Source organism: Pseudoponticoccus marisrubri, assembly GCF_001482405.1.
GTDB lineage: Bacteria > Pseudomonadota > Alphaproteobacteria > Rhodobacterales > Rhodobacteraceae > Pseudoponticoccus > Pseudoponticoccus marisrubri.
On sequence record NZ_LPXO01000001.1, the window covers coordinates 144,933 to 166,145 of the forward strand.

Consider the following 21,213-nt stretch of genomic DNA (forward strand, 5'->3'; position numbering starts at 1 on the left):
CTAGAGGTTAAAATCAGGGCCAGGCCCGCGTGAGCGGTCACGCTCGCGGCTCTTATCTTTCTTCGGTGTCTCAGGTTGTTTCGCGATATCGGCTTTCACCTTGGCCGTTGCCGCATGCCCGCGCTGCATCGAGAGATAAGCGCTCAGCTCAAGGTGCAAATCGGCGATATCCTTGCTTCGCTGATCGCGCACTCGCTTGACGGCACGCTGGAGTTGCTGGCGCTCATCAAGCTGGCGGGACACCAGCCCATCGCGCTCAGCCTGATCCCGGCAATAGCACTGCCATGCATCCAGCTCGTTCTGGGTTCTGATCCGTGAATATTTTCCCGTGATCCGGCTCCACAGCCCGCCCATGCCTCTGGGCAGGCGCGCTGCTCGCACCGCCGTTTCCTGTTCCCAGCGGGCGCGCTGCCGATCGTCCAGCGCTTTGCGCTCATCGCGGTGGCGCTCTACGAGCTGGGTTCGCTTGAACTCAATGGAGGGGTGTTTCCGGTGGTACGCCTTATTGATTTCAACGGCGTATTTCTGAAGCTGCGCACTCATCCGCTTGGCTATCTCTTCGCGGCGCTCCTGCACACTTGGCAATTTATTCACGTCCGGCAGCCGGTCTTTGACGTCCTTCGCCTTGACGCCAGACCAGCGGGCCAGCGCGTAGACCTCGCCCTGATAATCGAGCGCGACCACGCCGCGCCGATCACCACGAGCGAGGAAGAAGCCCTTTTCTTCCAGAGCGGCTTTCAGGGTTTCGGCATTGTCAGAAGACTGCCAAGCCTGCTTGAACATCGCCTTGACGAGCTGCGGATCGGCCATGGCCCGCTTGGCCTGCTGCCATTCGGCCCGGCTGAAATTCAGCGGGTTGCGCAAGGCCTGATTGACAATGCCCTTGGGCACGTCCCAGCCATGCTGGAGATAGAGCTCTTTCGAGACCTCCATCAGGCGGCGCTTGAAGAACGGCAGGTTCTTTGCCGTCATGGTTTCGGAATCGATCCGCGACCAGACCGCATGCGCGTGCCGTCTCCCTTCCTTCTCATGGAAGACGATGGCGCGGGGATGCCCGTCCAGGCCAAGCTGCTGCTCGACCATTTCGATGGCCGTTTCGAAGTGCTCGACATCGACCCGCTCATCTGTCGGCGGGTTCAGACTGAGCGAGAAAAGATGCTGCTGGCAGCGCGTGCCTTTGGCCACGGCCTGCGCTTCGAGCAAGGCGTCCAAGAGCTGCTCATCGGATACAAATCCTCGCAGCTCGTGCAGCTCGACATGCTCATTGTCCCGCTCGTTCATAAGATGGCGGGCGAGCTTGGCAGCGTTCCCGCGCTGTGAACCTTTCAGGATCATGGCTCACCCCCGTCGCTTATGCTGCCGAGCGCCCGCAGCAGTTCCTGCCGCATGGCCTTCACATCTTCGCAGGCCTGACGAAGGTCAGCTTCTGTCTCGGGCGAGACGGGCAGCGAGCCACTGTTGGAAGCGCGCGCGAGCTGGTTCAGGTTGGACGACAAGCGCGACGAGCCAAGCGCGCCCAAGACACGCCCGAGGGATTCATGATCCTTGACCGGATAACGCCCACGCTTCTTGCGCGGCGCAGCATCATCCCCGAGCACTTGCTCACGGATATACCGCCCCAGCGGCATGCTGCCCCGCAATAAATCCAGTTTGGCGCGCTCATCGAAGGTGAGGCGCAGCGAAAACGGCGGCGGATACTTGGGCCGCTGATCCTTGGCTAACTTATTGAAACGTCTATCTAAGGTGCTCATCGCCGCACCTCAGATCGCTTAGATCATAAGGTGCGAGATGGTGTTCCCATTCTTGGAGGACTTCGAACAGGCGGTTCGATTCCCCTCCAGTTGGGTCCACCATTTTTCCCGACAGGATTGTGATCGAGGTTCGGGTTGGGCAACCGACCGTGCGCCGCAGGCCCGAGAGGATTTGCCCCTCATAACCACATCCCCATCCACGGGAACCATCGCGGCGGCGTGGTGGACGCGATCGGCCATCGGGATGTACTTGCCCCACCCCGCCAAGATCTGCGCGTTGAAGCTGTCGCCGAGGGAGGTCGTGTCGAGCACGCGGCTCACGGGCGAAGCTGCGACCGAGTTGGACAAGCCCGCGTGCAGGACATGCATCCGGGCGGGGCCGTTCCTGCCCACGACGGTCGTAGCCCCCTGCCCTGCATGACGGTCACGCGTCGCGGGCGGTGCGGCATCGTCGAGATGCACGCCCTCGTCGTCAAAGGACGGCATGACGATGTCGCTGACTGCGGCGTCCGGCACGACCCGATGCCGAGGCTGGTCATGCAATGCGCGCCGCCCGGATCGATGCAGAAACGGGCGCCCCCCTCGAAGGGGTTTTGACCTGAGCGTGATGAGGCACGGCGCGGGTGGCGCCGGGCCCGTCATGGCGGCAGGCGACCATCATCGGGGCGGGAGGATCGCCAAGATCTTGCGGGTGAGGCCGTCCTCCGCCGCCATCATGGGACAGCCGCTCATGCCCCCTTTGCTCAGCTGAACAGCATGCCGCCATTGATGTCGATATTGGCGCCGGTGATGAAGCCCGAGGCGGTGTCGCTGGCGAGGAAGCAGACCAGCTCGGCCACGTCGTCGGGCGTGCCCTGTCGCCGCGCTGGGGCCGAGGCCTCGAGCGCGCGGCGCGCCTCGTCCTTGGTGTGGATGTTGTGGAAGTCGGTGTCGATCATGCCCGGGCAGATCGCGTTGACGCGGATGGCCGGGCCGAGCTCCTTGGCAAGCCCGCGCGTCATGGTCATGATCGCGCCCTTGGCCGCGGCATAGGCCACCGCCCCGGCGCCGCCCCCGTCGCGCCCGGCCTGGCTGGCCAGGTTCACGATGGCGCCCTCTGAGATATGCGGCAGGCAGGCCCGGATCATCAGGAAGGTGCTGGTCAGGTTGAGATCCATCACCGCCTGCCAATGCTCGGTCGTCATCTCGGCAACGGTTTTGCGCGCGATCAGGCCGCCGGCATTGTTCACGAGGATGTCGAGCGATCCGAATTCCGCGATCGTGCGGGCCACCAACGCGTCGATATTGGCCTGCGCGGTCAGGTCACCGCGCAGCGCGAAGGCCTTGCCACCCTCGGCGGTGATCCGGTCCACCACTTCCTGCGCGCCGGCATCGCTGGAATGGTAGTTGATCGCCACGCTGGCCCCCTCGCGGGCGAGGTGCACAGCGCATGCGCCGCCGATGTCACGGCCGCCGCCGGTGACGATGGCGGTCTTTCCCTTGAATTTCATGGTCGTTCTGTCCTGTTCTTCGGTCTGTGTCGTGGCGGAAGGGGTGCGCAGCGCGCGCACCCGCCTGTGCTATTTCTGAAGCGTCAGGAAATAGTCGAAGATTTCCGGCACGTTGCCCTTGCCCATCCCGGCAGCCACGGCGGCCTGCAGGTTGTGCGAAGTGCCCTCGGCGATCTCGGCCCGGGTGTCGAGATCGGCGGCCATCTCGAGGAAATAGCCAAGGTCCTTGTTGGCATTGTCGATCGAGAAGCCGAGGTCGCTGACCCCGTCCACCGCGTAGTTCTTGCAGAACCCCATGAAGGGCGAGTTGGAGGGCCCGGTGGACATGATCTCGTAGAGCTGTGCGCGGTCGACCCCGGCGCGATCGGCCACGGCAAAGGCCTGGGACATGGTGCAGACGGTGGTCATGCCCATGAAGTTGTTGATCAGCTTGGTGGTGTGCCCTGCCCCCAGCGCACCAAGGTAGAAGACATTCTCGCCCTGTTCGTCGAGCACCGGCTTGACCTTGTCGAAGGTCATCTTGTCGCCCGCCGCCATGATGTTGAGCAGCCCGTCCTTGGCATGGGCGGGTGTCCGGCCGAGGGGCGCGTCGATCATGCCCGCGCCTTTCTCGGCAAGGTCGGCGCCGATCCTGCGGGTCGAGGCCGGGATCGAGGTGCCGAAGTCGATCAGCACGGCGCCGGGCCGGATGCCGGCAAGGATGCCGTCATCGCCATAGACCACGGCCTCGACCACCTCCGAGGTGGTCAGGCAGAGCATCACGATGTCCGAGGCCGCGGCCAGCTCTTTCGGCGAGGTCGCTTCCCTGGCGTTGCCGCGGTCGAGCACGGTCTGCACGGCGTCCTTGTTGAGATCCATGACGACCAGGTCGAAGCCCTTCTTCTGAAGGTTCTCCACCATGTTGCCGCCCATGAGGCCGAGGCCGATGAAACCGATGACAGGCTTGGTCATGCCGTTTTCTCCCTATGATTCCGGATGGTTATTGTTGGCTCACAGGAAGTCTTCACGATGCGGCGTGAAGACATCCAGAAGCGTGCCCGCCTCGAGGCAGGTGGCGCCGTGCACGATGTCGGGCTGCTTGTAGAGCGAGTCCCCGGCGCCGACGATGTAGGTCTCGTCGCCCACGGTGAACTCGAACCGGCCCGAGATCACGTAGGTGATCTGTTCATGCGGGTGGTGATGGCGCGCGGCCACGGTGCCGGTCTCGAAATGCACCTCGACCACCATGAGATTGTCGTTGAAGGCGCCGACCTTGCGGGTCAGCCCGCCACCCGCGTCGAACAGGCTGTTCTCGGTGGCGGGGAAATGGTTCTTCACACTCATCTGCGTGTCCCTTCAGGTATTGGCGAGCTTCTTCATCACCACCTTGAACGTGTTCTCGTCCGCGTCGGTGAAGTAGAGGTCGGCGTCGTAGCCCTGGTCGTCCATGAAGTTGAAAATCCGCTTGGGCGCCTCCAGCCGGTAGGGCACCAGCAGCGTGGCGATGCGGTGGCGCGTGGCCGCCGGATAGGTCGCGTGCAGGCAGGTCGAGACCGGCAGCCCTTCGTAATCGGCCGGGTCGACATCGGGGAAACCGGTGACCTGCGTCATCTCGGGCTTGCCCGCCTCGGACCAGACAACCTGCCCGTAGAAGCCCGCGCGCTGGCCGGTGTTGCGGAACGAGGTGCGGCCCAGGTCATAGGGCTGGTTGGCATGCAGCAGCCAGTCCACCGTGACCGGCTCGGTCGCATCCACCTTGTCGACGATCACGAAATAGCTGTTGCGCACGAAATAGACCTCGCGCTCGGCCAACGTCACCTCGGGCGAGAGGCTCTGGTAGGCCGCCGTCGCGTCGCCGCGGATGTAGTAGTGGTCGTCACGCTCTTCCGCGGCGAGGATCCGGCCCGTCGCGGCCATCGCCTTGGCCTTGTCCTTCTCGGCATACTGACCCTTGCCATTGATCAGGATGGCGTTCTTCGACCGGGTCTGGCGCCGCCAGTTGCGGTGCATCGACGAGTTGAAGGCCACGTAATAGCCCGACTGGATCGCCAGGTCCTCGCCATGGGCGGCCATGCAGAAGGCGTTCTGGTCACCATGGCTGTGGCTGATCGAGCCGAAGCGCGAGGATTTGAAGACGAACTGGATATGCTCGTCGGGCTCTGCCATGGCGTGCTGGATGCCGACCCAGCCGATGCCGCGGAAATGGCGCATGCCGGTGGGCGGATCGCTGGGCTCGACGACGGGGAAATCGGTCAGATAGGTCAGCTCGTCGAAATGGGTGTCCCACCAGCCCCAGTTGTAGAAGGCGCCCTCGGTCCCCGGGTTCAGGCGCATCAGCTCTTCGTGGTACCACTGGTAGGCGCCGTTGCCGGTGACGCCCGCGTATTGGCGCAGGTTGATGCCGGTCTTGATGCAGGGCAGATCGCCCTGCGTGCTGTCATCGCCGAAGGTGGCGCGGCGCGTGTTGGGCGCCTTGCAGAACAGGGGGAAATCGCCGGTGTTGCGGAAGAACGGCCGCTGGTAGAGGTCGATGCCGGCAAAGCTTTTCAGCCGGTTGGCCGCCTCGATCAGGTAGGCCATCCCCATCATCCAGTAGTTGGTGCCCTCGGCCCAGCCGCCATCGCTGTCGCCCCAGGGCGAGTAGACGGTGGCCAGGAACTCGATGCAGTAGTTCAGCCAGTCGCGTGCCTCGTCGTCCTCTTCATCGCCCAGAAGCGCGATGCAGGCCGGGATCAGCGTCAGCGAGACCGAGCGCACCGCGTGGCTGTCATAGGGAAACAGGTGGATCTTGGCGTTCAGGATCGCGTGTTCGGCGATGTCGCGGGTGCGCGCCAGGAGGGCAACGCGCACCCGCGCACGCTCGTCCTCGGAGAGCTGGTCGTGCAGCCAGTCATACCCCCAGGCAAGCGCATTGGTGACGCGGTAGGCCCATTCGTCGGTATAGGCCCGGCTGGTCACGCCCATCGGGTCCCAGCTCGCCGCCTCCAGCAGCCAGGCCTTGGCGCGGTCCAGCATCGCCTGGTCGCCGGTGACCTGCCCGCCGATGGCCAGGTGGCGCACGGCGTACATGTGTTCCTGCAGGTCGATATAGGTCTGGCGCCAGACCGGCGCGACGCGCTTGTGGTTCGGGTAGCCCGCGGGCTCGGTCATCACCTCGCGGTCCATCCAGGGCAGCACGGATTCGCGGTAGAACGTGTCCCATGTGCAATGGGTCGGGTCGGCGGCCACGGCGCTGCGGAACGCCTCCAGCCGCGCGGGGTCCAGCCAGAGCCGCGGATGCGCGGCGGTGGTGCCGGCAAAGCGTGCCCGGCGCGAGGGCAGCGGCGATTCCGGCAGGCCCTGTGCCACGGTGAAGCTGCGCGTGCGGCTCCAGCCGGTGACGGGCTTGCCGGTCTCGGGGTCGCAGACCGCGTAGGACCAGTGCCACTGCCCGGGCTCGAGCACGATGTCGGGGGTGAAGAAATTCACCGGCAGGCGGCAGTAGAAATGCGTGGCCCCGGTCGGGAAATCCGGGTCGGTCGAGATCCGCAGCACGTATTGCGCCTCGTCCTCGATCACGGGCAGCCAGGTGAAGCGCGGCGGGTTCTCGGTGATCTCGGTGGTCGCGTCGGGCGCGTACTGGATCGTCAGGCGGCCTGTCTGGGGTTCGTCGAGCGTGGGGATGGCAAGGCCGTGCATGGCGGGGTCTTTCTGTGAATGGGCAAGAGCGGGGGGTGACGGCGGCCCCGAAGGGCCGCCATCCTTTGTCGTCATCACGTGTCGGAGATCAGTTGCTGTACTGGCGCTCGTAGGCCGAGTTCATGACCTCGAGGACGTCCTGGTAGCCCATGTTGTTGAGCGCCGCGATGTAGTCGTCCCAGTCTTCCTTGACGTCGCCCGAGCCCAGGATCCACGCCTGCTGGCGCTCCAGCATGTAGGTCTGGATCGAGGGGAAGTAGCGGTCATAGACCTCCTGCTCGTCCTTGTTGAAGGACACGCCCAGGAACTGCTCGACCAGCAGGTCCTCGGAATCGTAGAGCTCGATCCCCTTGCGCGCGCTGTCGCGGGTCCACTGCCATTCATAGCGGTAGTCCTGCGGGTAGCCGCGATAGACCTGCGCCCCCTCGAGATACATCTGGCTGTTGACCGGACGGCCCGAGTTCAGCACCTCGTCCTTGTAGACCGGCTCGCCGTCGATCATGTCCCAGGTCTTGCCCTCGACACCGAAATTGGCCAGCAGCGCGCCCTCTTCCGAGAACCAGAAGTCGAAATACTTGATCGTCTCGACGACATGGTCGTTGGAATAGCTGATCGCCCAGCCGTCCGGCTTCATCGGGATGCGGCGGTTCTCCTCGATCCGGTTGCCGCTCACCGATTTCGGCGGCAGGAACGGGATGAAGTTGAAACCCTCGATCTTGTCGGCCAGCGCGATGTTGTAGCCCGAGGTCGAGGCGAACCAGTCATGGGTCATGCCGCCCAGGTTCTCGCCCAGCAGGTAGTCCCGCGCCGAGGAGCCGCGGGTGAAGAGCTCGGGGTCGATCAGCCCTTCTTCGTACCATTGCGCGATATTGGCCAGCCCGTCGCGATAGGCCTCCTGCGCGTAGGGGTGCACGACCTCGCCATCCTTGACGTAGAACTGGTGATAGACATCCGCCCCGGTGGAGCGCGCATCCCACAGCGTCAGCAGGCGCAGCACCTCTTCCCAGTCGCGCACGAAGAACGGGATCTCGTCCTGTTCACCATTGCCGTTGGGGTCCTGGTCGCGGAAAGCCACCAGCACGTCGTAGAGTTCCTCGACGGTGTCGGGACGCTCCAGCCCCAGCGCGTCAAGCCAGTCCTGGCGCACGAACCAGGCGCGGGCATATTTGCCGTCGGGCAGGTAGGGGATGTAGTAGACATTGCCGTCATAGGCCTTGATCGCGTCCCAGATGTCCGGGTGCTCGTCGAACCACGCCTTGATGTTGGGGGCATGCTCGTCGACCAGGTCGTTCAGCGGCACGAAGGCGCCTTCGGGGCCGTACTGGTTGACCGGCTGCTTGATCAGGTTGCCGCCGACGATGTCGGGCAGATCGCCGGTGGCCAGCAGCAGGTTCATCGCCTCGTTGTTGTCGGTCGTGTTGCGGCCCGAGGTCTTGTCGACGAGGTGGATGTTGGTGCGCTCGCGGGCCACTTCCTCGACCGGGTAGATCTTGGAGGTGTCGCCGCCGGGGCCATAGCCCTGCGCGCGCGGCCAGTGCATGTGGATGGTCAGCTCCAGCGGCTCGTCGACGATCGGCAGGTCGATGTCCTGCGCCAGGGCCGGTGCCGTCAGGGCCGTGGTTCCGAGGATGGCAGCGGCTGCCAGCTTGAAGGTTCGCATCTTGGTGTCCTCCCTATTGCGAATCCGGGATCTGGTGATGTGCCCCGGCCCCCTCCCGGGGCCGCGGGCCTGGTGTCGGACGGCGCCCCGCCGGGGCCCCGTCCGGTCGGTGCTCACTCCTTCACGCCGCCCAAGAGGATGCCCTTGGAGAAGTATTTCTGGAGGAAGGGGTAGATGAGCAGGATCGGGATGATCGAACAGACGATGATCGCGGCGGTCACGGTCTCGACCGAGTAGGCCGCGGTCAGCAGCGAGGTCGAGAATTCCTCGTCATCCGACAGCTCGACGATGACCTGGCGCAGGTAGACCTGAAGCGGGATCTTGTCCTCGTCCTGCAAAAGCACCATGGCCCAGAAGAAGCCGTTCCAGCGCGACACGATGCAGAACAGTGCGACCGTCGCGATGGCGGGCTTCGACAGCGGGATGTAGACCTTCCAGAGCACCTGGAACTCGTTGGCCCCGTCCATCCGCGCCGCCTCTTCGAAGGACTGCGGGATACCCTCGAAGAAGTTGCGCAGCAGGATGATGTTGAAGCCGTTGACCGCGAAGCCGATGATGATGCCGAAATAGCTGTCCAGCAGGCCCAGGTCGCGCATGTTCAGGAAGAACGGGATGAGGCCCGCGTTGAACCACATGGTGAAGGCCACCACCAGGTTCCAGAACCGCCGCCCGTAGAGCTGGGGCTTGGACAGCGCATAGGCGCCCGGGATGATGAAGGCGAGGCTCGCGAGCGTCCCGAAGATCGTGTAGATGAACGTGTTCATGTACGATTTCCAGAACAGCGGCTCGGCCAGGACCTGCTTGTAGGCCTCCAGCGTGAAGCCCACCGGGGTCAGCACCACGTTGCCGGCCCGGGCCTCGAACCCCGTGCTCATCGACAGCGAGGCGATGTAGATGAACGGGTAGAGCGTCGAGATCGTGAACAGCCCGATCAGGATCATGTTCAGGATGACGAACATCCGGTCGCCGCGGGAATAGAGATTCATGTTGGTCATTGCCCGGTCCCCCTCACCACAGCGACGTGCGCGAGTAGCGCTTGGAAATCGTGTTCGCGGTCATCACGAGGATGAAGGCGACCACGGCGTTGAAGAGACCGGCGGCGGCGGCAAAGTCGTACTGTCCGCCCTGCAGGCCCTGGCGATAGATGAAGGTGTTGACCACGTCGGCGGTCTGGTAGGTCGCCGGCTGGTACAGCAGGATGATCATCTCGAAGCTGATCTCGAGGATGTTGCCGATGCGGATGATCAGCATGATGATGATCGTGGGCAGGATCGACGGGATGGTGATCTTCCACATCATCTGCCAGCGCGAGGCGCCGTCGACGACCGCGGATTCATAGAGCGTGGGCGACACGCCCGCGATGGCGGCCAGGTAGACGATCGACTGGAAGCCGGCCTCCTGCCAGATGCCCGTGCCGATGAAGATCGGCCGGAACCATTCCGGCTTGGTCAGGAAATAGACCGCGTCCACCCCGAACCAGCCCAGGATCGTGTTCACGATCCCCGCCGAGGGCGAGAAGGCCGTGATGACGATGCCCGCGATGATCACCGAGCTGATGAAATGCGGCAGGTAGACGATGGTCTGCGCGGTCTTCTTGAACTTCTGGTTCAGGATCTCGTTGAACATCAGCGCCAGGAAGATCGGCACCGGGAAGCCGAAGAGCAGGCCGTAGGCGCTCATGATCAGCGTGTTGCGCAGCGCGCGCAGGAACTGGTCGTTGTTGAACAGGGTCTCGAAATGCTCGAACCCGATCCAGGGGCTGGCGGCCACGCCGCGGAAGATCGAGTAGTCCTTGAAGGCGATCTGCAGCCCGTACATGGGCTTGTAGAGAAAGATCACCAGCCAAAGGATGGTGGGGATCAGCATCGCATACAGCTGCCATTCCCGCTTGAGGTGGTCACCCACCCGTTGCATGCGGCTGGCCCGGCGGCGGCGCTGCGCCTCCTTTGCGTCGAAGACGAGCTCCTCGGTCTTGGGACCGGCGGAGGAGATGAAATCGGGATCGCTGCTCATTGCTCGAGCACCTGCCCGGGCAGCGTCTGGCCGGTTTCGGCGTCGAACACCTTGACCAGGTGCGGCTGGATCGTGAAGCCCGAGATCCCGTCCAGCACATGCATCTGACCGACCGTGTCGGTGCGGATCACGAAGGGATCGCCCATCAGGCTGGCATGGATCAGCGCCTCCGAGCCCAGCGTCTCGACAAGGTCGACCTCCAGCCGGACCTTGGCCGGGTCGGACTGATCGGCGACCGAGACGAATTCGGGCCGGATGCCCAGCGTCACCGGCCGGCCCACCCCGTTCTGCAGCGACGGGATCTGCTGCAGCTGGATGCGCTGGCCGCCGAACTCGGCCACCGGGCCCGCGTCGCCGGCCACCACCTGCGCCGAGATCATGTTCATCGGCGGCGAGCCGAGGAAGCCGGCCACGAAGGTATTGGCCGGGTTCAGGAACAGCTCCATCGGGGTGCCGATCTGCTCGATATGGCCGTCATGCATGACCACGATCCGGTCGGCCAGGGTCATCGCCTCGATCTGGTCGTGGGTGACGTAGATCGAGGTCACGCCCAGCCGCTTGTGCAGCCGCTTGATCTCGGCCCGCATCTGGGTGCGCAGCTTGGCATCGAGGTTGGACAGCGGCTCGTCGAAGAGGAAGACCTTGGGCCGGCGCACGATGGCGCGGCCCATGGCGACGCGCTGGCGCTGCCCGCCCGACAGGTCGGCGGGGCGGCGCTCCAGATAGGGCGTGAGGCCCAGGATCTCGCCCACCTCCTCGACCGAGGAGGCGATGGCGTCCTTGCTTTCCTTGCGGATGCGCAAGCCGAAGGCGATGTTGTCGGCGACGTTCAGATGCGGGTAGAGCGCGTAGTTCTGGAACACCATGGCCACGTCGCGATCCTTGGGCGCGACGCGGTTCACGTGCCGCCCGTCGATGGTCAGATCGCCGTCGCTGATCTCCTCCAGACCCGCGATCATGCGCAGCGTCGTGGACTTGCCGCAGCCCGACGGGCCGACCAGCACGACGAATTCCTTCTCCTGCACTTCAAGGTCGATGCCGTGCACGACCTGCACGGCGCCATACGCCTTGACGATGCCCTCCAATTGAACCCCTGACATGAGCCCTCCTCCGGTTTGACCTGACGTGCCGCGGGCCGCTCCTGCGATCCGGCCCGGGATCTGCCGGTCCGGAGGCGATACGATTCGCCCGAAATTTCATCTGGTATACTAGTCGCAAATCTGGAATACTAGTCTTAATTCTAGAATACCAGACTGGTGACGACTCGCCCGGACCGGCGCCGCGGCGCCCGTGGACGGGTCGGACCGAATGAAAGGATCAGGAGAAAACCCGCCGCCCTTGGGGCCCGCCCGCCTGCGTGGCGGACGGCCCGACACCAGCGGCGCGGACCATGGCATTTGCGCAAGATGCGCCCCGCATTGGCCTTTCACGGCGACGCGGCTATAACAGAACGACAACAAGGAACCCGACCCATGCAACCCACCCTGGCCCCGGAACGCCGCACCACCGTCGACGAGATCTTCAACCACCTCTATGGCGAGATCAGCGCGATGCGGCTGCGCCCCGGCGACCGCATCTCCGAGGCCGAGATCGCGGCGCAGTTCAGCGTATCGCGCCAGCCCGTTCGGGACGCCTTCACCCGGCTGGCCAATCTGGACCTGCTGCTGATCCGCCCGCAGCGCGCCACCGAGGTGAAGCGCTTCTCGGCGCGCGAGATCGAGAAGTCCCGCTTCGTGCGCGCCGCGGTCGAATCCGAGGTGCTGCGCCGCGCCACCCGCAATTTCCGCAAGAGCGACCGCGAGGTTCTGGGCGCCTGCCTCGACCGGCAGCGCGCCGCCATCGCGGACGGGGATTACGAGCGGTTCGGCAAGCTGGATTACGAGTTCCACCGGACCCTGTGCGAGATCGCCGGGGTGGATTTCGCCTTCGAGGTGATCTCGTCCGAGAAGGCCAAGGTCGACCGGCTCTGCATGCTCGGGCTGGCCAAGGAAGACCGGATGCCGCAGCTGCTGCAGGATCACGAGGCGATCACCGAGGCCATCGCCGACGGGGACGAGGCCCGCGCGGTCGAGGCGGGCATGCTGCACCTGTCGCGGCTGGATGCCACGATCGAGACGATCACGGCCACCAACGCCAACTATTTCGAGCCCGACCGCGCCTGAGCCGCGCCCGCCCGTCGCGGCGGGCGGCGCACGACCCTTGCACCGGCCGGGCACGCGGCCGCCGCAACACGCGGCGGAGATGGCAGCGGCGCGCTTGGCGCCCCGCCCCGGCCGCATCCGGAAAGACATCCCTTGGCCATTTCACAGACTTCCCGCGCGCAGGACATCCCGTCCGTCCGCGCGATCTTCGACCTTGCCTGGCCGCTGACGCTCAAGGCCATCATGCTGCATGGCATTGTGGTGATCGACGGCTACCTCGTCTCGTCGCTGGGCGAATCCGCCGTCGCCGTGCTGGGCCTCTCGGCCTCGATCGCGGGGCTGCTGCTGGGCCTGATCGTGGCCTTTTCGAACGCGACGCAGATCCGCATCGCGCAGGCCTTCGGCAGCGCCGACGCGGTGTTCCTCAAATCCGCCCTGCTGGCGGGGCTGGTCATCAATGTCGGGGTGGTGCTGATCGGCCTTGCCCTGCTGGCATTCTTTGCCGGCGACGTGATCGACACGCTGGCCCATGATGCCTGGATCGCCGACGAGGCGCGGCGCTACCTGTCGGTCTTCGCGCTGGTGGTGCTGGCGGAATCCGTCGGCCATTGCCTGACGAGCTTCTTCAACGGCTGCGGCCAGACCCGGCTGCCGGCGCTCAGCTACCTTGTCGCGGTGCCGGTCAACGTGGTGGCCAGCGTCGTGCTGATCCACGGCCATTTCGGCGCGCCGCAGTTGGGCGTGGTGGGCGCGGCCTGGGGCAGCGTCCTCGCCTCGGTGCTGCAGGTCGGCTTTCTTGCCGTGGTGCTGCTGTGGCGGCGGCGCGACCTCTTGCGCGTGGCGGGCTGGCGCAATGGCAGCTTTGCCGCATCGCTGCGCCGGCATCTCGTCTTTGCCCTGCCGATCGCCGCCACCTTCGGCAGCGCCACCGTCGCGCTGCATGTCTGCGGGCTGATCTATGCCGATCTCCCGGTGAACCAGTTCGCGGCGATGACCATCATCATGCCCTGGGTACAGGTCGCCGGGACCTTCGGGATGAGCTGGGCGCAATCGACCGGCATCATCGTGGCGCAGCTTCTGGGACGCGGCACCTCCGGGCCCGATCTCGACCGTTTCCTGGCCGGGGCGTGGCGGGCGGCCATCGTCGCAGCAGGTGTGGTGGCGGCCTTCTATGCCGGCATCTGTCTTTCCACGCCCTGGATCTATGCCGAGCTGCATGCCGAGACACAGCGCACCCTGCTGAGTTTCCTGCCCATCCTCGTGCTGCTGCCCTTCCCCAAGGGCTCGAACGCGATCTGCGGCAACACGCTGCGCGCCGGGGGCGAGACGGTCTATGTCATGCACATCTTCGTCTGGTCGCAATGGCTGTTCCGCGTACCCGCAACGGCACTGATGGTGCTCTATCTGGAACTGCCGGTGTTCTGGGTCTTTTCGCTGCTGCTGGCCGAGGAGCTGGTCAAGTTCCCGCCTTTCCACCTGCGCCTGCTGCGCGGCCGCTGGAAGCGCGGCGGCGTGATGGAGTAGCTGCCGGGCCAGGCCGGCGCGGTGCGCCCCTCCGAAAGCGCACCGCGGCCAGCGCTCATCCCCCGGGCGGGCCGGGGCTTCGCCACGCCATGAGCATATCCGGCATCTTTTCCGCGTTGCTCGACCCGTCCGTTTTCCGAACCTCGTGAAAGCCGTTGCGGCGGTAGAAGCTGATCGCGCGGTGATTGCGCTGGAACACCCAAAGCTGAAGGACGTCATGCCGCGCCTTCGCCTTGTCGAGCAGGGTCTTGCCCAACGCCTGTCCGACATGGCCCGGCAGAAGTTAAAGATGATCGACCCAGCCCGGCTTGAACGCGCAGAAGCCGACCAGACGGCCTGTCTACTCGGCGACCCAGACCTCGCAGGTGGGAAAAACCTTGTTGCGGTAGAAGGCCCTATCCCCGTCGAGCGTGTGCAGCACGGGCAGGAAGGGCAGGAAATGCGACCGCGATTTCCGGGCGATGGCCGCGACGGTATCGGACTCCGCCGGGACTGCCGGCCTGACGATCGCCTTTTCCATCGCGCCCCGGCCCCTGACCAACGCTCTTACCGATCATACCACCTGCCGCTTACGGGTCCACCAGTCCCGGCAGGGTCAGAGAGATCGCCGGCACGAAGGTGATGAGCATCAACGCCAGGAAGATCGCGAAGTAGAAGGGCCAGATCGTGCGCACCGCCTTCTCCATCGGCAGCTTGCCCACCGCGCAGCCCACGAAGAGACAGGAGCCCACCGGCGGCGTGCACAGCCCCAGCCCCAGGTTGACCAGCAGTATCATTCCGAACTGGTAGGGATCGACGCCCAGACTGTTGGCCACCGGCAGGAAGATCGGCGTGCAGATCAGGATCAGCGCCGCCATGTCCATGATCATGCCCAGCACCAGCAGGACGAGGTTGATCAGCAGCAGGATCAGGATCGGGTTGTCGGTCAGCCCGGTCATCAGCTCGACCGTCCGCGACGGCACCCGGTAGAAGGTCAGCATATAGGCAAAGGCCCCCGCGCAGGCGATCAGGATCATCACCATGGCGGTGGTGCGCACCGATTGCCGGACGGCGATGCGGAAATTCTCCCACGTGATGTTGCGATAGACCAGCAGCGTCACGAGGAAGGCATAGATCGCGCCGAAGGCCCCGGATTCGGTCACGGTGAAGACGCCCGACAGCACGCCGCCCACGATGATGACCGCCGTCATCAGCCCCGGCAGCGCGCCCAGGAAGGCCAGCGCCAGCGCAACCCAGCCGGGGAAGGTCTCGGCCCGGTAGCCGCGCCGGACCGCCACGAGGTAGGCTGCCAGCGCGAGGCAGAGGCACATCAGCACCCCCGGCACCACCCCGGCGAGGAACAGCTTGGAGATCGAGATCCCGCCCCCCGCCGCGATGGCGAAGATGATCATGTTGTGGCTGGGCGGAATGATGATCCCCGCAATGGACGAGGTCACGGTCACGTTGACGGCGTAATCGGCATCATAGCCCTTCTCCTTCATCACCGGCACGAGGATCGAACCCAGCGCCGAGATGTCGGCCACGGCCGAGCCCGAGATGCCGCCGAACAGCATCGAGGAGAAGACATTGACGATGCCCAGCCCCCCGCGCACCGCGCCCACCGCGGCCGAGGCGAAGCGGACCAGCCGCATGGCGATGCCGCCATGGAACATCAGCTCGCCCGCGAAGATGAAGAAGGGAATCGCCATCAGCGAAAAGACGTTGATCCCCGAGATGATGCGCTGAAAGCCGATCATCAGCGGCAGGCCCTCGTACCAGAAGGCGGCGATGGCCGAGATGCCCAGCGCGAAGGCCACCGGCACGCCGATGAGCACGCAGACCCCGAACAGGCCCAGCAAGACAAGCAGTCCCATGAATGTTTCCTATTCGAACGTGTCGCGGCGCAGGTCGCGCCGCTGCGCGCGGCGCAGCAGGTGGCCCAGCGAGAACAGCAGGATCAGCCCGCCCCCCACGGTCAGCGGCAGCGAGCGCAGCCCCTCGGGCAGGCCGATCAGCGGGATCTGCGAGCCCCATTTGAACAGGGTCAGCCGCGCCCCGTAGAGCAGCATCAGCGCGCCGAACCCGGCCATGGCAAGATCCGTCGCGATCACCAGCACCGCCCGCACCCGCGCCGGCACGGCGCTGCGCAGCGCCGTCACCGCAAGATGCGTATGCTCGTGCACGCCCACGGCCGCGCCGAGAAAGGCGATGACCATCACCAGCAGGAAGGCCACCTGCTCGACCCAGGTGGGTGTGGCATTCAGCACGTAGCGGCCGAAGACCAGCCAGCCGAAGATCGCCGTCAGCGCCACCAGCGCCACGCCGGTGATGATCCGGCAGAGCGCGGCGATCGCGTCGAGCGTCCGGTCGATCGCGCCCAGGTGGCGCGGGCTGTCGTCAGGGTCAGTCATTCGATCCCCCGGGGGAAGGACGGCCCCGGACAGGTCTCTGCCGGGGCCGCGTGTCATCGTCGGATCAGTCGGTGGACTGGATCAGCTCGACCAGCGGGCGCAGATCGGCATTCTGCGACAGGTAGGCCTCGTAGACCGGGGCCATCGCCTCGGCGAAGGGGGTCTTGTCGGCGATCTCGTTGGTCTGCACGCCCGCGGCCTCGACCGTCTCGCGGCTCGACGCCTCACGCTCGGCCCAGAGATCGCGCTGCAACGCGGCGGATTCCTGTGCGGCCTCGGTCACCGCGTCCTGCATCTCCTCCGAGAGCCCGTTGAAGATATCGGCATTGATGCACAGGCATTCGGGGATGATCAGGTGCTGGCTGAGCGAGTAGTAGCCCGCCACCTCGTAATGCCCCGTGGATTCGTAAGAGGGCCAGTTGTTCTCGGCCCCGTCGACCACGCCGGTCTTGAGCGACTGGTAGACCTCGGCAAAGGCCATCGGCGAGGGGTTGCCGCCCAGCTCCGAGATCATGCCGGAATAGAGGTCGTTGTTCATCACGCGGACCTTCATGCCGGCCACGTCATCCGGCGCGTTGATCGGCTTGTCGCCATTGTAGAACGACCGCGCGCCGGCATCGTACCAGGCCAGCGGGATCAGGCCCTTGGCCTCCATCCCGTCCGAGATCATCTGCCCGCCTTCGCCGTTCAGCACGCGGAACATGTGATCCACGTCCTTGAAGATGAAGGGCAGCGACACGACGTTGGCCTCGGGCGCGATGGGGCCGATCGGGCCGAGGTTGAAATTGCCGATGGCCAGCCCGCCCAGGCGGACCTGCTCGATGGCGTCGGGCTGGCTGCCCAACGTGCCGCCATGGAACATCTGCAAGGTGATCTCGCCATCCGTCTTCTCGTCCAGCAGTTCGGCGAAACGGTCCATGGCGACGGTGTTGGGGTAGCCTTCGACATGGATGTTCCACCCCCGCCAGGTCTCGGCGCCGGCCGCGGTGGCGGCCAGTGTCAGGACGGCGAGCGCGCCGGTGAAAGAAGTGCTGAGCGTCTGGTACATGAGGTCCTCCCTTTCGTTTCGTGACCAGGTCCGGCCACAGGCCCGCCGCGCCCGACAGGTGTCGGCCTTGCGCGTGCGGACCCACGGCCCAGCCGGGGGACACAACCGCGCCCGCCCGGTGATCTGATTGTCGAAGCTGTCCCGCCCGCGGGCCGCCCTGCGCCTGCCTGCCCGTTTGGCGACAGACGAGACCGGGCCCGACCGTGCGGATCCATCTCCTCCCTGCACCAATTGGAGACTAGTATCCCAGATAAGTCAAGCGGCGAATTTGGTGCGATTTTGCACGACCGGTCTACCGGGCACGGCTCTGTCGAGCGCAGTGGCGAAAACCGCCGGCACGCGCTAAAGGCAGGGCATCTGACACCGGGAGGAGACGGGCATGGACAGCACCATCGGCCTGACGGCGCCGCGCACCACGACCGACATCGTGTTCGACACGCTGTATCACGAGATCCTGACGCTGAAGCTGCTGCCCCGCACGCGGATCTCCGAGGCCGAGGTGGCCAAGCGGCTGGACGTGTCGCGCCAGCCGGTGCGCGACGCGTTCAACCGGCTCAGCAATCTGGGCCTGCTGCTGGTGCGGCCGCAGCGCGCGACCGAGATCCGCGGCTTCTCGATGTCCGAGATCGACAATGCCCGCTTCGTCCGCATGGCGGTCGAGCTGGAGGTCGTCGAACGCGCCTGCGCGATCTGGGACGCGGCGCAGGCCCGGACGCTCTCGGAGATGATCGCGCAGCAGGAAGACGCGGCGGCAGACAAGGAGACCGAGCGTTTCCACGCGCTCGATTACGCGTTCCATCGCCATATCTGCGACAGCATCGGCCGGCCGCTGGCCTTCGAGACGATCGAGCGCTGCAAGCGCGGCGTCGACCGGCTCTGCATGCTCAGCCTCGAGAAGGCGCATGAGGCCGGCGCGATCCTGCGCGACCACCGGCAGATCGCCGAGGCGCTGGAGCAGCGCGACGTGGCCGCGGCCCGCGCCGCACTCAAGACCCACCTGACGCGGCTCGACGAGACCATCGCCGAGATCCACGCCACGCATGGCACCTATTTCGAGTGAACGCCGCCGCTCAGTAATTCCACATCGTGCCATCGGTCAGGCGCACCACCGGGTGACTGCCGGGCTGGTACTCGAAGCGCGCGGCCTCGCCCTCGTCGAAATCGACGCCCAGGCCCGGTGCATCGCTGACATGGACCATGCCGCCCATCATCCGGTGCTCCGACGGGAACAGTGCATCGCAGTCCGGCGTGCCCAGCACGAGATATTCCTGGATGCCGAAATTGGGCGCCCAGGCGTTCAGATGTGCCTGCGCCGCCATCGAGATCGGCGAATGGCTGGGCGCGCCGTGAAACCCGGTGCGCACATGGTGCAGCCCGGCCAGGTCGACGATCCGCTTCACATGGGTGATGCCGCCGGCATAGGTCACCGCCACACGGATATAGTCGATCAGCTCTTCCTCAATCAGCCTGTTGCAGTCATGGATCGAGTTGAAGACCTCGCCGATGGCCACCGGCACCGTTGAATGCTGCCGCAGCAGGCGCAGCGCGGCCTGGTCTTCGGCCGGCGTCGGATCCTCGAGCCAGAACAGGCCGACGGGTTCCACCGCCTTGGCGAATTCCGCCGCCTCGCGCGGGGTCAGCCGGTGGTGCACGTCGTGCAGGATCTCGAGATCGGGGCCGAACCGCTCGCGGATCTCCATCAGCGCGCCGGGCATGTAGCGCATGTACTTGCCCGTGTCCCAGGTCTCGACCTTGGGCCGGATGCCGGAATAGTCGGTGATGTAGTTCTTCACGTCGCCCTTTTCCTCGGGCACGGCGTAGCTGGCCGAGGGCGTGCCGGGGATGCCGCATTGCACGCGCACCGCCCTGTAGCCCGCCTCGACGTAATGCGCGACCGAGTCCATCAGGTCTTCCAGGTCGGCACCTGTGGCATGGGCATAGCACAGCGCCCCGTCGCGGCTCTTGCCGCCGAACAGCTGGTAGAGCGGCATGTTCGCCAGCTTGCCCTTGATGTCCCAGAGCGCCATGTCGATCGCGCCGACGGCCGCCATCGCGATGGGGCCGCGCCGGAAATAGGCGCCGCGATAGAAGAACTGCCAGATATCCTCGGACCGGCGCGGGTCCATCCCGATCAGGTTCGGCACGAGGTAATCCTGCAGGTATTTCGCGGGCAGCGTCTCGCGGTTGTTCAGCGTCGCGTCGCCCAGCCCGTAGACCCCCTGGTCGGTCATGATCTTGAGCGTGACGTAGTTCTTCTTCGGGCCGCCGACGAATACCTTGGCATCGGTGATCTTCACGGGCTCTCCTCCCTGTATGTGGCCGGCACGGCGCTCAGCCCAGCGCCGTCACGTCGGTGCCGGACCCGGACGTGCGGATGATGTCGATGATCTGCTGGTAGAGGCTGCCTTCGTGAAAGGTCGGATAGGGGTCCACCGTGTGGCCCTGGATGTCCTGCACGAAGATCCGCGCAAGGTGATGCCAGCATTGTTCCGTCTCGCCCGTCACGTCGGGCAGGCTGTCGCTGATATCGGCGGGCAATGGCAGCGCCTGCCAGCGCCCGTCACGATAGTGATGCAGCTGCCCGCTGCCGTAATGCCCCTCGAGGTACAGCGCCCCCTCGGTGCCGTAGAAGACGATGTGATCCTCGTGGAAGCGCGGCACCAGCCCGCCATGCTTGAACAGGACCGAGACGGGCCGCTCAGCCAGCGGGCTCTGCAGCTGCGCCAGCACGGTATAGGACCATTCGACATTGCTCTCGCCCCATTCCAGCGCGGGGTCGTCCAGATCCTCGGGAATGAACGCGCGCCGCGTGGCGAAATTATGCACGCCGGCCACCTTGGGCGCGCGGCCAAGGTCATCGCGCACCTGCCCGGTCACGGTCAGGATCGTCTCGCCCACCACGGCGCAGGCGATGGACAGGGTATGGGTGAAGTTGTTGTTGAGCCGGCCGCCGCCATCCTCCCGGCGATGCGACCAGCCGAAGGGGATGCCGCGTTCGAGGTTGAAATGCGAGATGCACTCCACCTCGGTCGGCGCCCCGATCGCCCCCTCGGCCACGAGGCGCTGCGCGTGCAGCACGCTGGGCGTGTAGCGGAAACTGGCGGCATAGGCGGTCTTGACCCCCGCCGCCTCGGCCCGGCGGCAGAGATCGACCGCCGTGTCGCCCTCGGCCGTCATGGGCTTGTCGCAGAAGACGTGGCAGCCACGCTCCAACGCCTGCCGGATCGGTGCGTAATGCGCGCCGCCGGGTGTGGCGATGGACACGATATCCGCGCGGCAGGTCTCGAGCGCCGCTTCCCAATCGGTGCCGGCAAAGGGAATGCCCATCTCCTCGGCCACCTGCGCCACCACCGCGTCGGTGCGCCCGACAATGCCGACAACCTCCGCCCCCGCCGCGCGAAACGCCTCGGCATGGCCCCGCCCGGCAAACCCGGTGCCACAGATCAGTACCTTCAATGTCGTCACAGGCTCCCCCTCCATATCTGAGCTACTAGCATACTAGTAAATCAGACGAGGGCAATGCGAATCCGCCGACATAA

The 21,213-nt window shown here is 65.4% G+C and carries 21 protein-coding genes; 3 read left to right on the plus strand and 18 right to left on the minus strand.

The genetic code is table 11. The annotated features are described in order from the left end of the window. The 11 genes from AVJ23_RS00725 to AVJ23_RS00780 all read right to left on the minus strand — a co-directional run bounded on the left by AVJ23_RS00725 (position 1) and on the right by AVJ23_RS00780 (position 11,671). Positions 1 to 1,335, minus strand: a complete 1,335-nt coding sequence (locus AVJ23_RS00725) for a relaxase/mobilization nuclease domain-containing protein (RefSeq protein WP_084794178.1) — start codon at positions 1,333 to 1,335, stop codon at positions 1 to 3. Beyond that, entirely contained in the window at positions 1,332 to 1,751 is a 420-nt protein-coding gene (locus AVJ23_RS00735; protein WP_058860243.1) for a hypothetical protein, read from the minus strand. Before AVJ23_RS00735 ends, AVJ23_RS00725 begins: the two co-directional genes overlap by 4 nt. A gap of 18 nt (positions 1,752 to 1,769) precedes the next feature. Further along, complete coding sequence (locus AVJ23_RS00740) at positions 1,770 to 2,267, minus strand: carbohydrate kinase family protein (protein ID WP_058860244.1); 498 nt, start codon at positions 2,265 to 2,267, stop codon at positions 1,770 to 1,772. Positions 2,268 to 2,494: 227 nt separating this feature from the next. Beyond that, positions 2,495 to 3,241: an SDR family NAD(P)-dependent oxidoreductase gene (locus AVJ23_RS00745; RefSeq protein ID WP_058860245.1), complete on the minus strand. Its 747-nt coding sequence runs from the start codon at positions 3,239 to 3,241 to the stop codon at positions 2,495 to 2,497. Positions 3,242 to 3,310: 69 nt separating this feature from the next. Continuing rightward, a complete protein-coding gene (locus AVJ23_RS00750; RefSeq protein ID WP_058860246.1) occupies positions 3,311 to 4,192 on the minus strand; it encodes an NAD(P)-dependent oxidoreductase in 882 nt (293 codons plus the stop codon). A 39-nt stretch (positions 4,193 to 4,231) separates the two neighbouring features. Continuing rightward, on the minus strand, positions 4,232 to 4,564 hold the full coding sequence (locus AVJ23_RS00755) for a cupin domain-containing protein (protein ID WP_058860247.1): 333 nt from the start codon (positions 4,562 to 4,564) through the stop codon (positions 4,232 to 4,234). Between the two features lie 12 nt (positions 4,565 to 4,576). Continuing rightward, positions 4,577 to 6,898, minus strand: coding sequence for a heparinase II/III domain-containing protein (locus tag AVJ23_RS00760; protein WP_058860248.1), 2,322 nt, complete (start codon positions 6,896 to 6,898; stop codon positions 4,577 to 4,579). An 88-nt stretch (positions 6,899 to 6,986) separates the two neighbouring features. Next, positions 6,987 to 8,558 carry an extracellular solute-binding protein gene (locus AVJ23_RS00765; RefSeq protein ID WP_058860249.1) on the minus strand — a complete coding sequence of 524 codons (1,572 nt, stop codon included), beginning with the start codon at positions 8,556 to 8,558 and terminating at the stop codon, positions 6,987 to 6,989. A gap of 113 nt (positions 8,559 to 8,671) precedes the next feature. Then, positions 8,672 to 9,553, minus strand: a complete 882-nt coding sequence (locus tag AVJ23_RS00770) for a carbohydrate ABC transporter permease (protein ID WP_058860250.1) — start codon at positions 9,551 to 9,553, stop codon at positions 8,672 to 8,674. Positions 9,554 to 9,566: 13 nt separating this feature from the next. Then, positions 9,567 to 10,571 (minus strand): ABC transporter permease, encoded by a 1,005-nt coding sequence (locus tag AVJ23_RS00775; RefSeq protein ID WP_084794180.1) that lies wholly within the window; start codon positions 10,569 to 10,571, stop codon positions 9,567 to 9,569. Continuing rightward, positions 10,568 to 11,671: an ABC transporter ATP-binding protein gene (locus AVJ23_RS00780; protein WP_058860251.1), complete on the minus strand. Its 1,104-nt coding sequence runs from the start codon at positions 11,669 to 11,671 to the stop codon at positions 10,568 to 10,570. Before AVJ23_RS00780 ends, AVJ23_RS00775 begins: the two co-directional genes overlap by 4 nt. 372 nt (positions 11,672 to 12,043) lie before the next feature. Between AVJ23_RS00780 and AVJ23_RS00785 the strand changes: the two genes are divergently transcribed. Both AVJ23_RS00785 and AVJ23_RS00790 read left to right on the plus strand, forming a co-directional pair. Continuing rightward, the gene (locus tag AVJ23_RS00785; RefSeq protein ID WP_058860252.1) at positions 12,044 to 12,733 is read left to right on the plus strand and encodes a GntR family transcriptional regulator; all 690 of its coding nucleotides are present in this window, start codon (positions 12,044 to 12,046) and stop codon (positions 12,731 to 12,733) included. Positions 12,734 to 12,865: 132 nt separating this feature from the next. After that, positions 12,866 to 14,236, plus strand: a complete 1,371-nt coding sequence (locus tag AVJ23_RS00790) for an MATE family efflux transporter (RefSeq protein WP_058860253.1) — start codon at positions 12,866 to 12,868, stop codon at positions 14,234 to 14,236. A 55-nt stretch (positions 14,237 to 14,291) separates the two neighbouring features. Here AVJ23_RS00790 and AVJ23_RS23145 read toward each other — a convergent pair whose 3' ends face one another. The 5 genes from AVJ23_RS23145 to AVJ23_RS00810 all read right to left on the minus strand — a co-directional run bounded on the left by AVJ23_RS23145 (position 14,292) and on the right by AVJ23_RS00810 (position 17,674). Continuing rightward, a complete protein-coding gene (locus tag AVJ23_RS23145; protein ID WP_302467031.1) occupies positions 14,292 to 14,516 on the minus strand; it encodes a GNAT family N-acetyltransferase in 225 nt (74 codons plus the stop codon). Between the two features lie 60 nt (positions 14,517 to 14,576). Beyond that, entirely contained in the window at positions 14,577 to 14,756 is a 180-nt protein-coding gene (locus AVJ23_RS23150) for a hypothetical protein (RefSeq protein WP_205626825.1), read from the minus strand. 49 nt (positions 14,757 to 14,805) lie between these two features. Next, positions 14,806 to 16,089: a TRAP transporter large permease gene (locus tag AVJ23_RS00800; RefSeq protein ID WP_058860254.1), complete on the minus strand. Its 1,284-nt coding sequence runs from the start codon at positions 16,087 to 16,089 to the stop codon at positions 14,806 to 14,808. A gap of 9 nt (positions 16,090 to 16,098) precedes the next feature. After that, positions 16,099 to 16,626, minus strand: a complete 528-nt coding sequence (locus AVJ23_RS00805; RefSeq protein WP_058860255.1) for a TRAP transporter small permease — start codon at positions 16,624 to 16,626, stop codon at positions 16,099 to 16,101. 64 nt (positions 16,627 to 16,690) lie between these two features. After that, complete coding sequence (locus AVJ23_RS00810; RefSeq protein ID WP_058860256.1) at positions 16,691 to 17,674, minus strand: TRAP transporter substrate-binding protein; 984 nt, start codon at positions 17,672 to 17,674, stop codon at positions 16,691 to 16,693. 379 nt (positions 17,675 to 18,053) lie between these two features. Between AVJ23_RS00810 and AVJ23_RS00815 the strand changes: the two genes are divergently transcribed. After that, entirely contained in the window at positions 18,054 to 18,734 is a 681-nt protein-coding gene (locus tag AVJ23_RS00815) for a GntR family transcriptional regulator (RefSeq protein ID WP_058860257.1), read from the plus strand. A gap of 10 nt (positions 18,735 to 18,744) precedes the next feature. On the opposite strand, the gene manD is transcribed toward AVJ23_RS00815, so the two are convergent. Further along, positions 18,745 to 19,971 (minus strand): D-mannonate dehydratase ManD, encoded by a 1,227-nt coding sequence (manD, locus tag AVJ23_RS00820; RefSeq protein WP_058860258.1) that lies wholly within the window; start codon positions 19,969 to 19,971, stop codon positions 18,745 to 18,747. 34 nt (positions 19,972 to 20,005) lie between these two features. After that, positions 20,006 to 21,139, minus strand: coding sequence for a Gfo/Idh/MocA family protein (locus tag AVJ23_RS00825; protein WP_240484474.1), 1,134 nt, complete (start codon positions 21,137 to 21,139; stop codon positions 20,006 to 20,008). Positions 21,140 to 21,213: the final 74 nt, after the last annotated feature.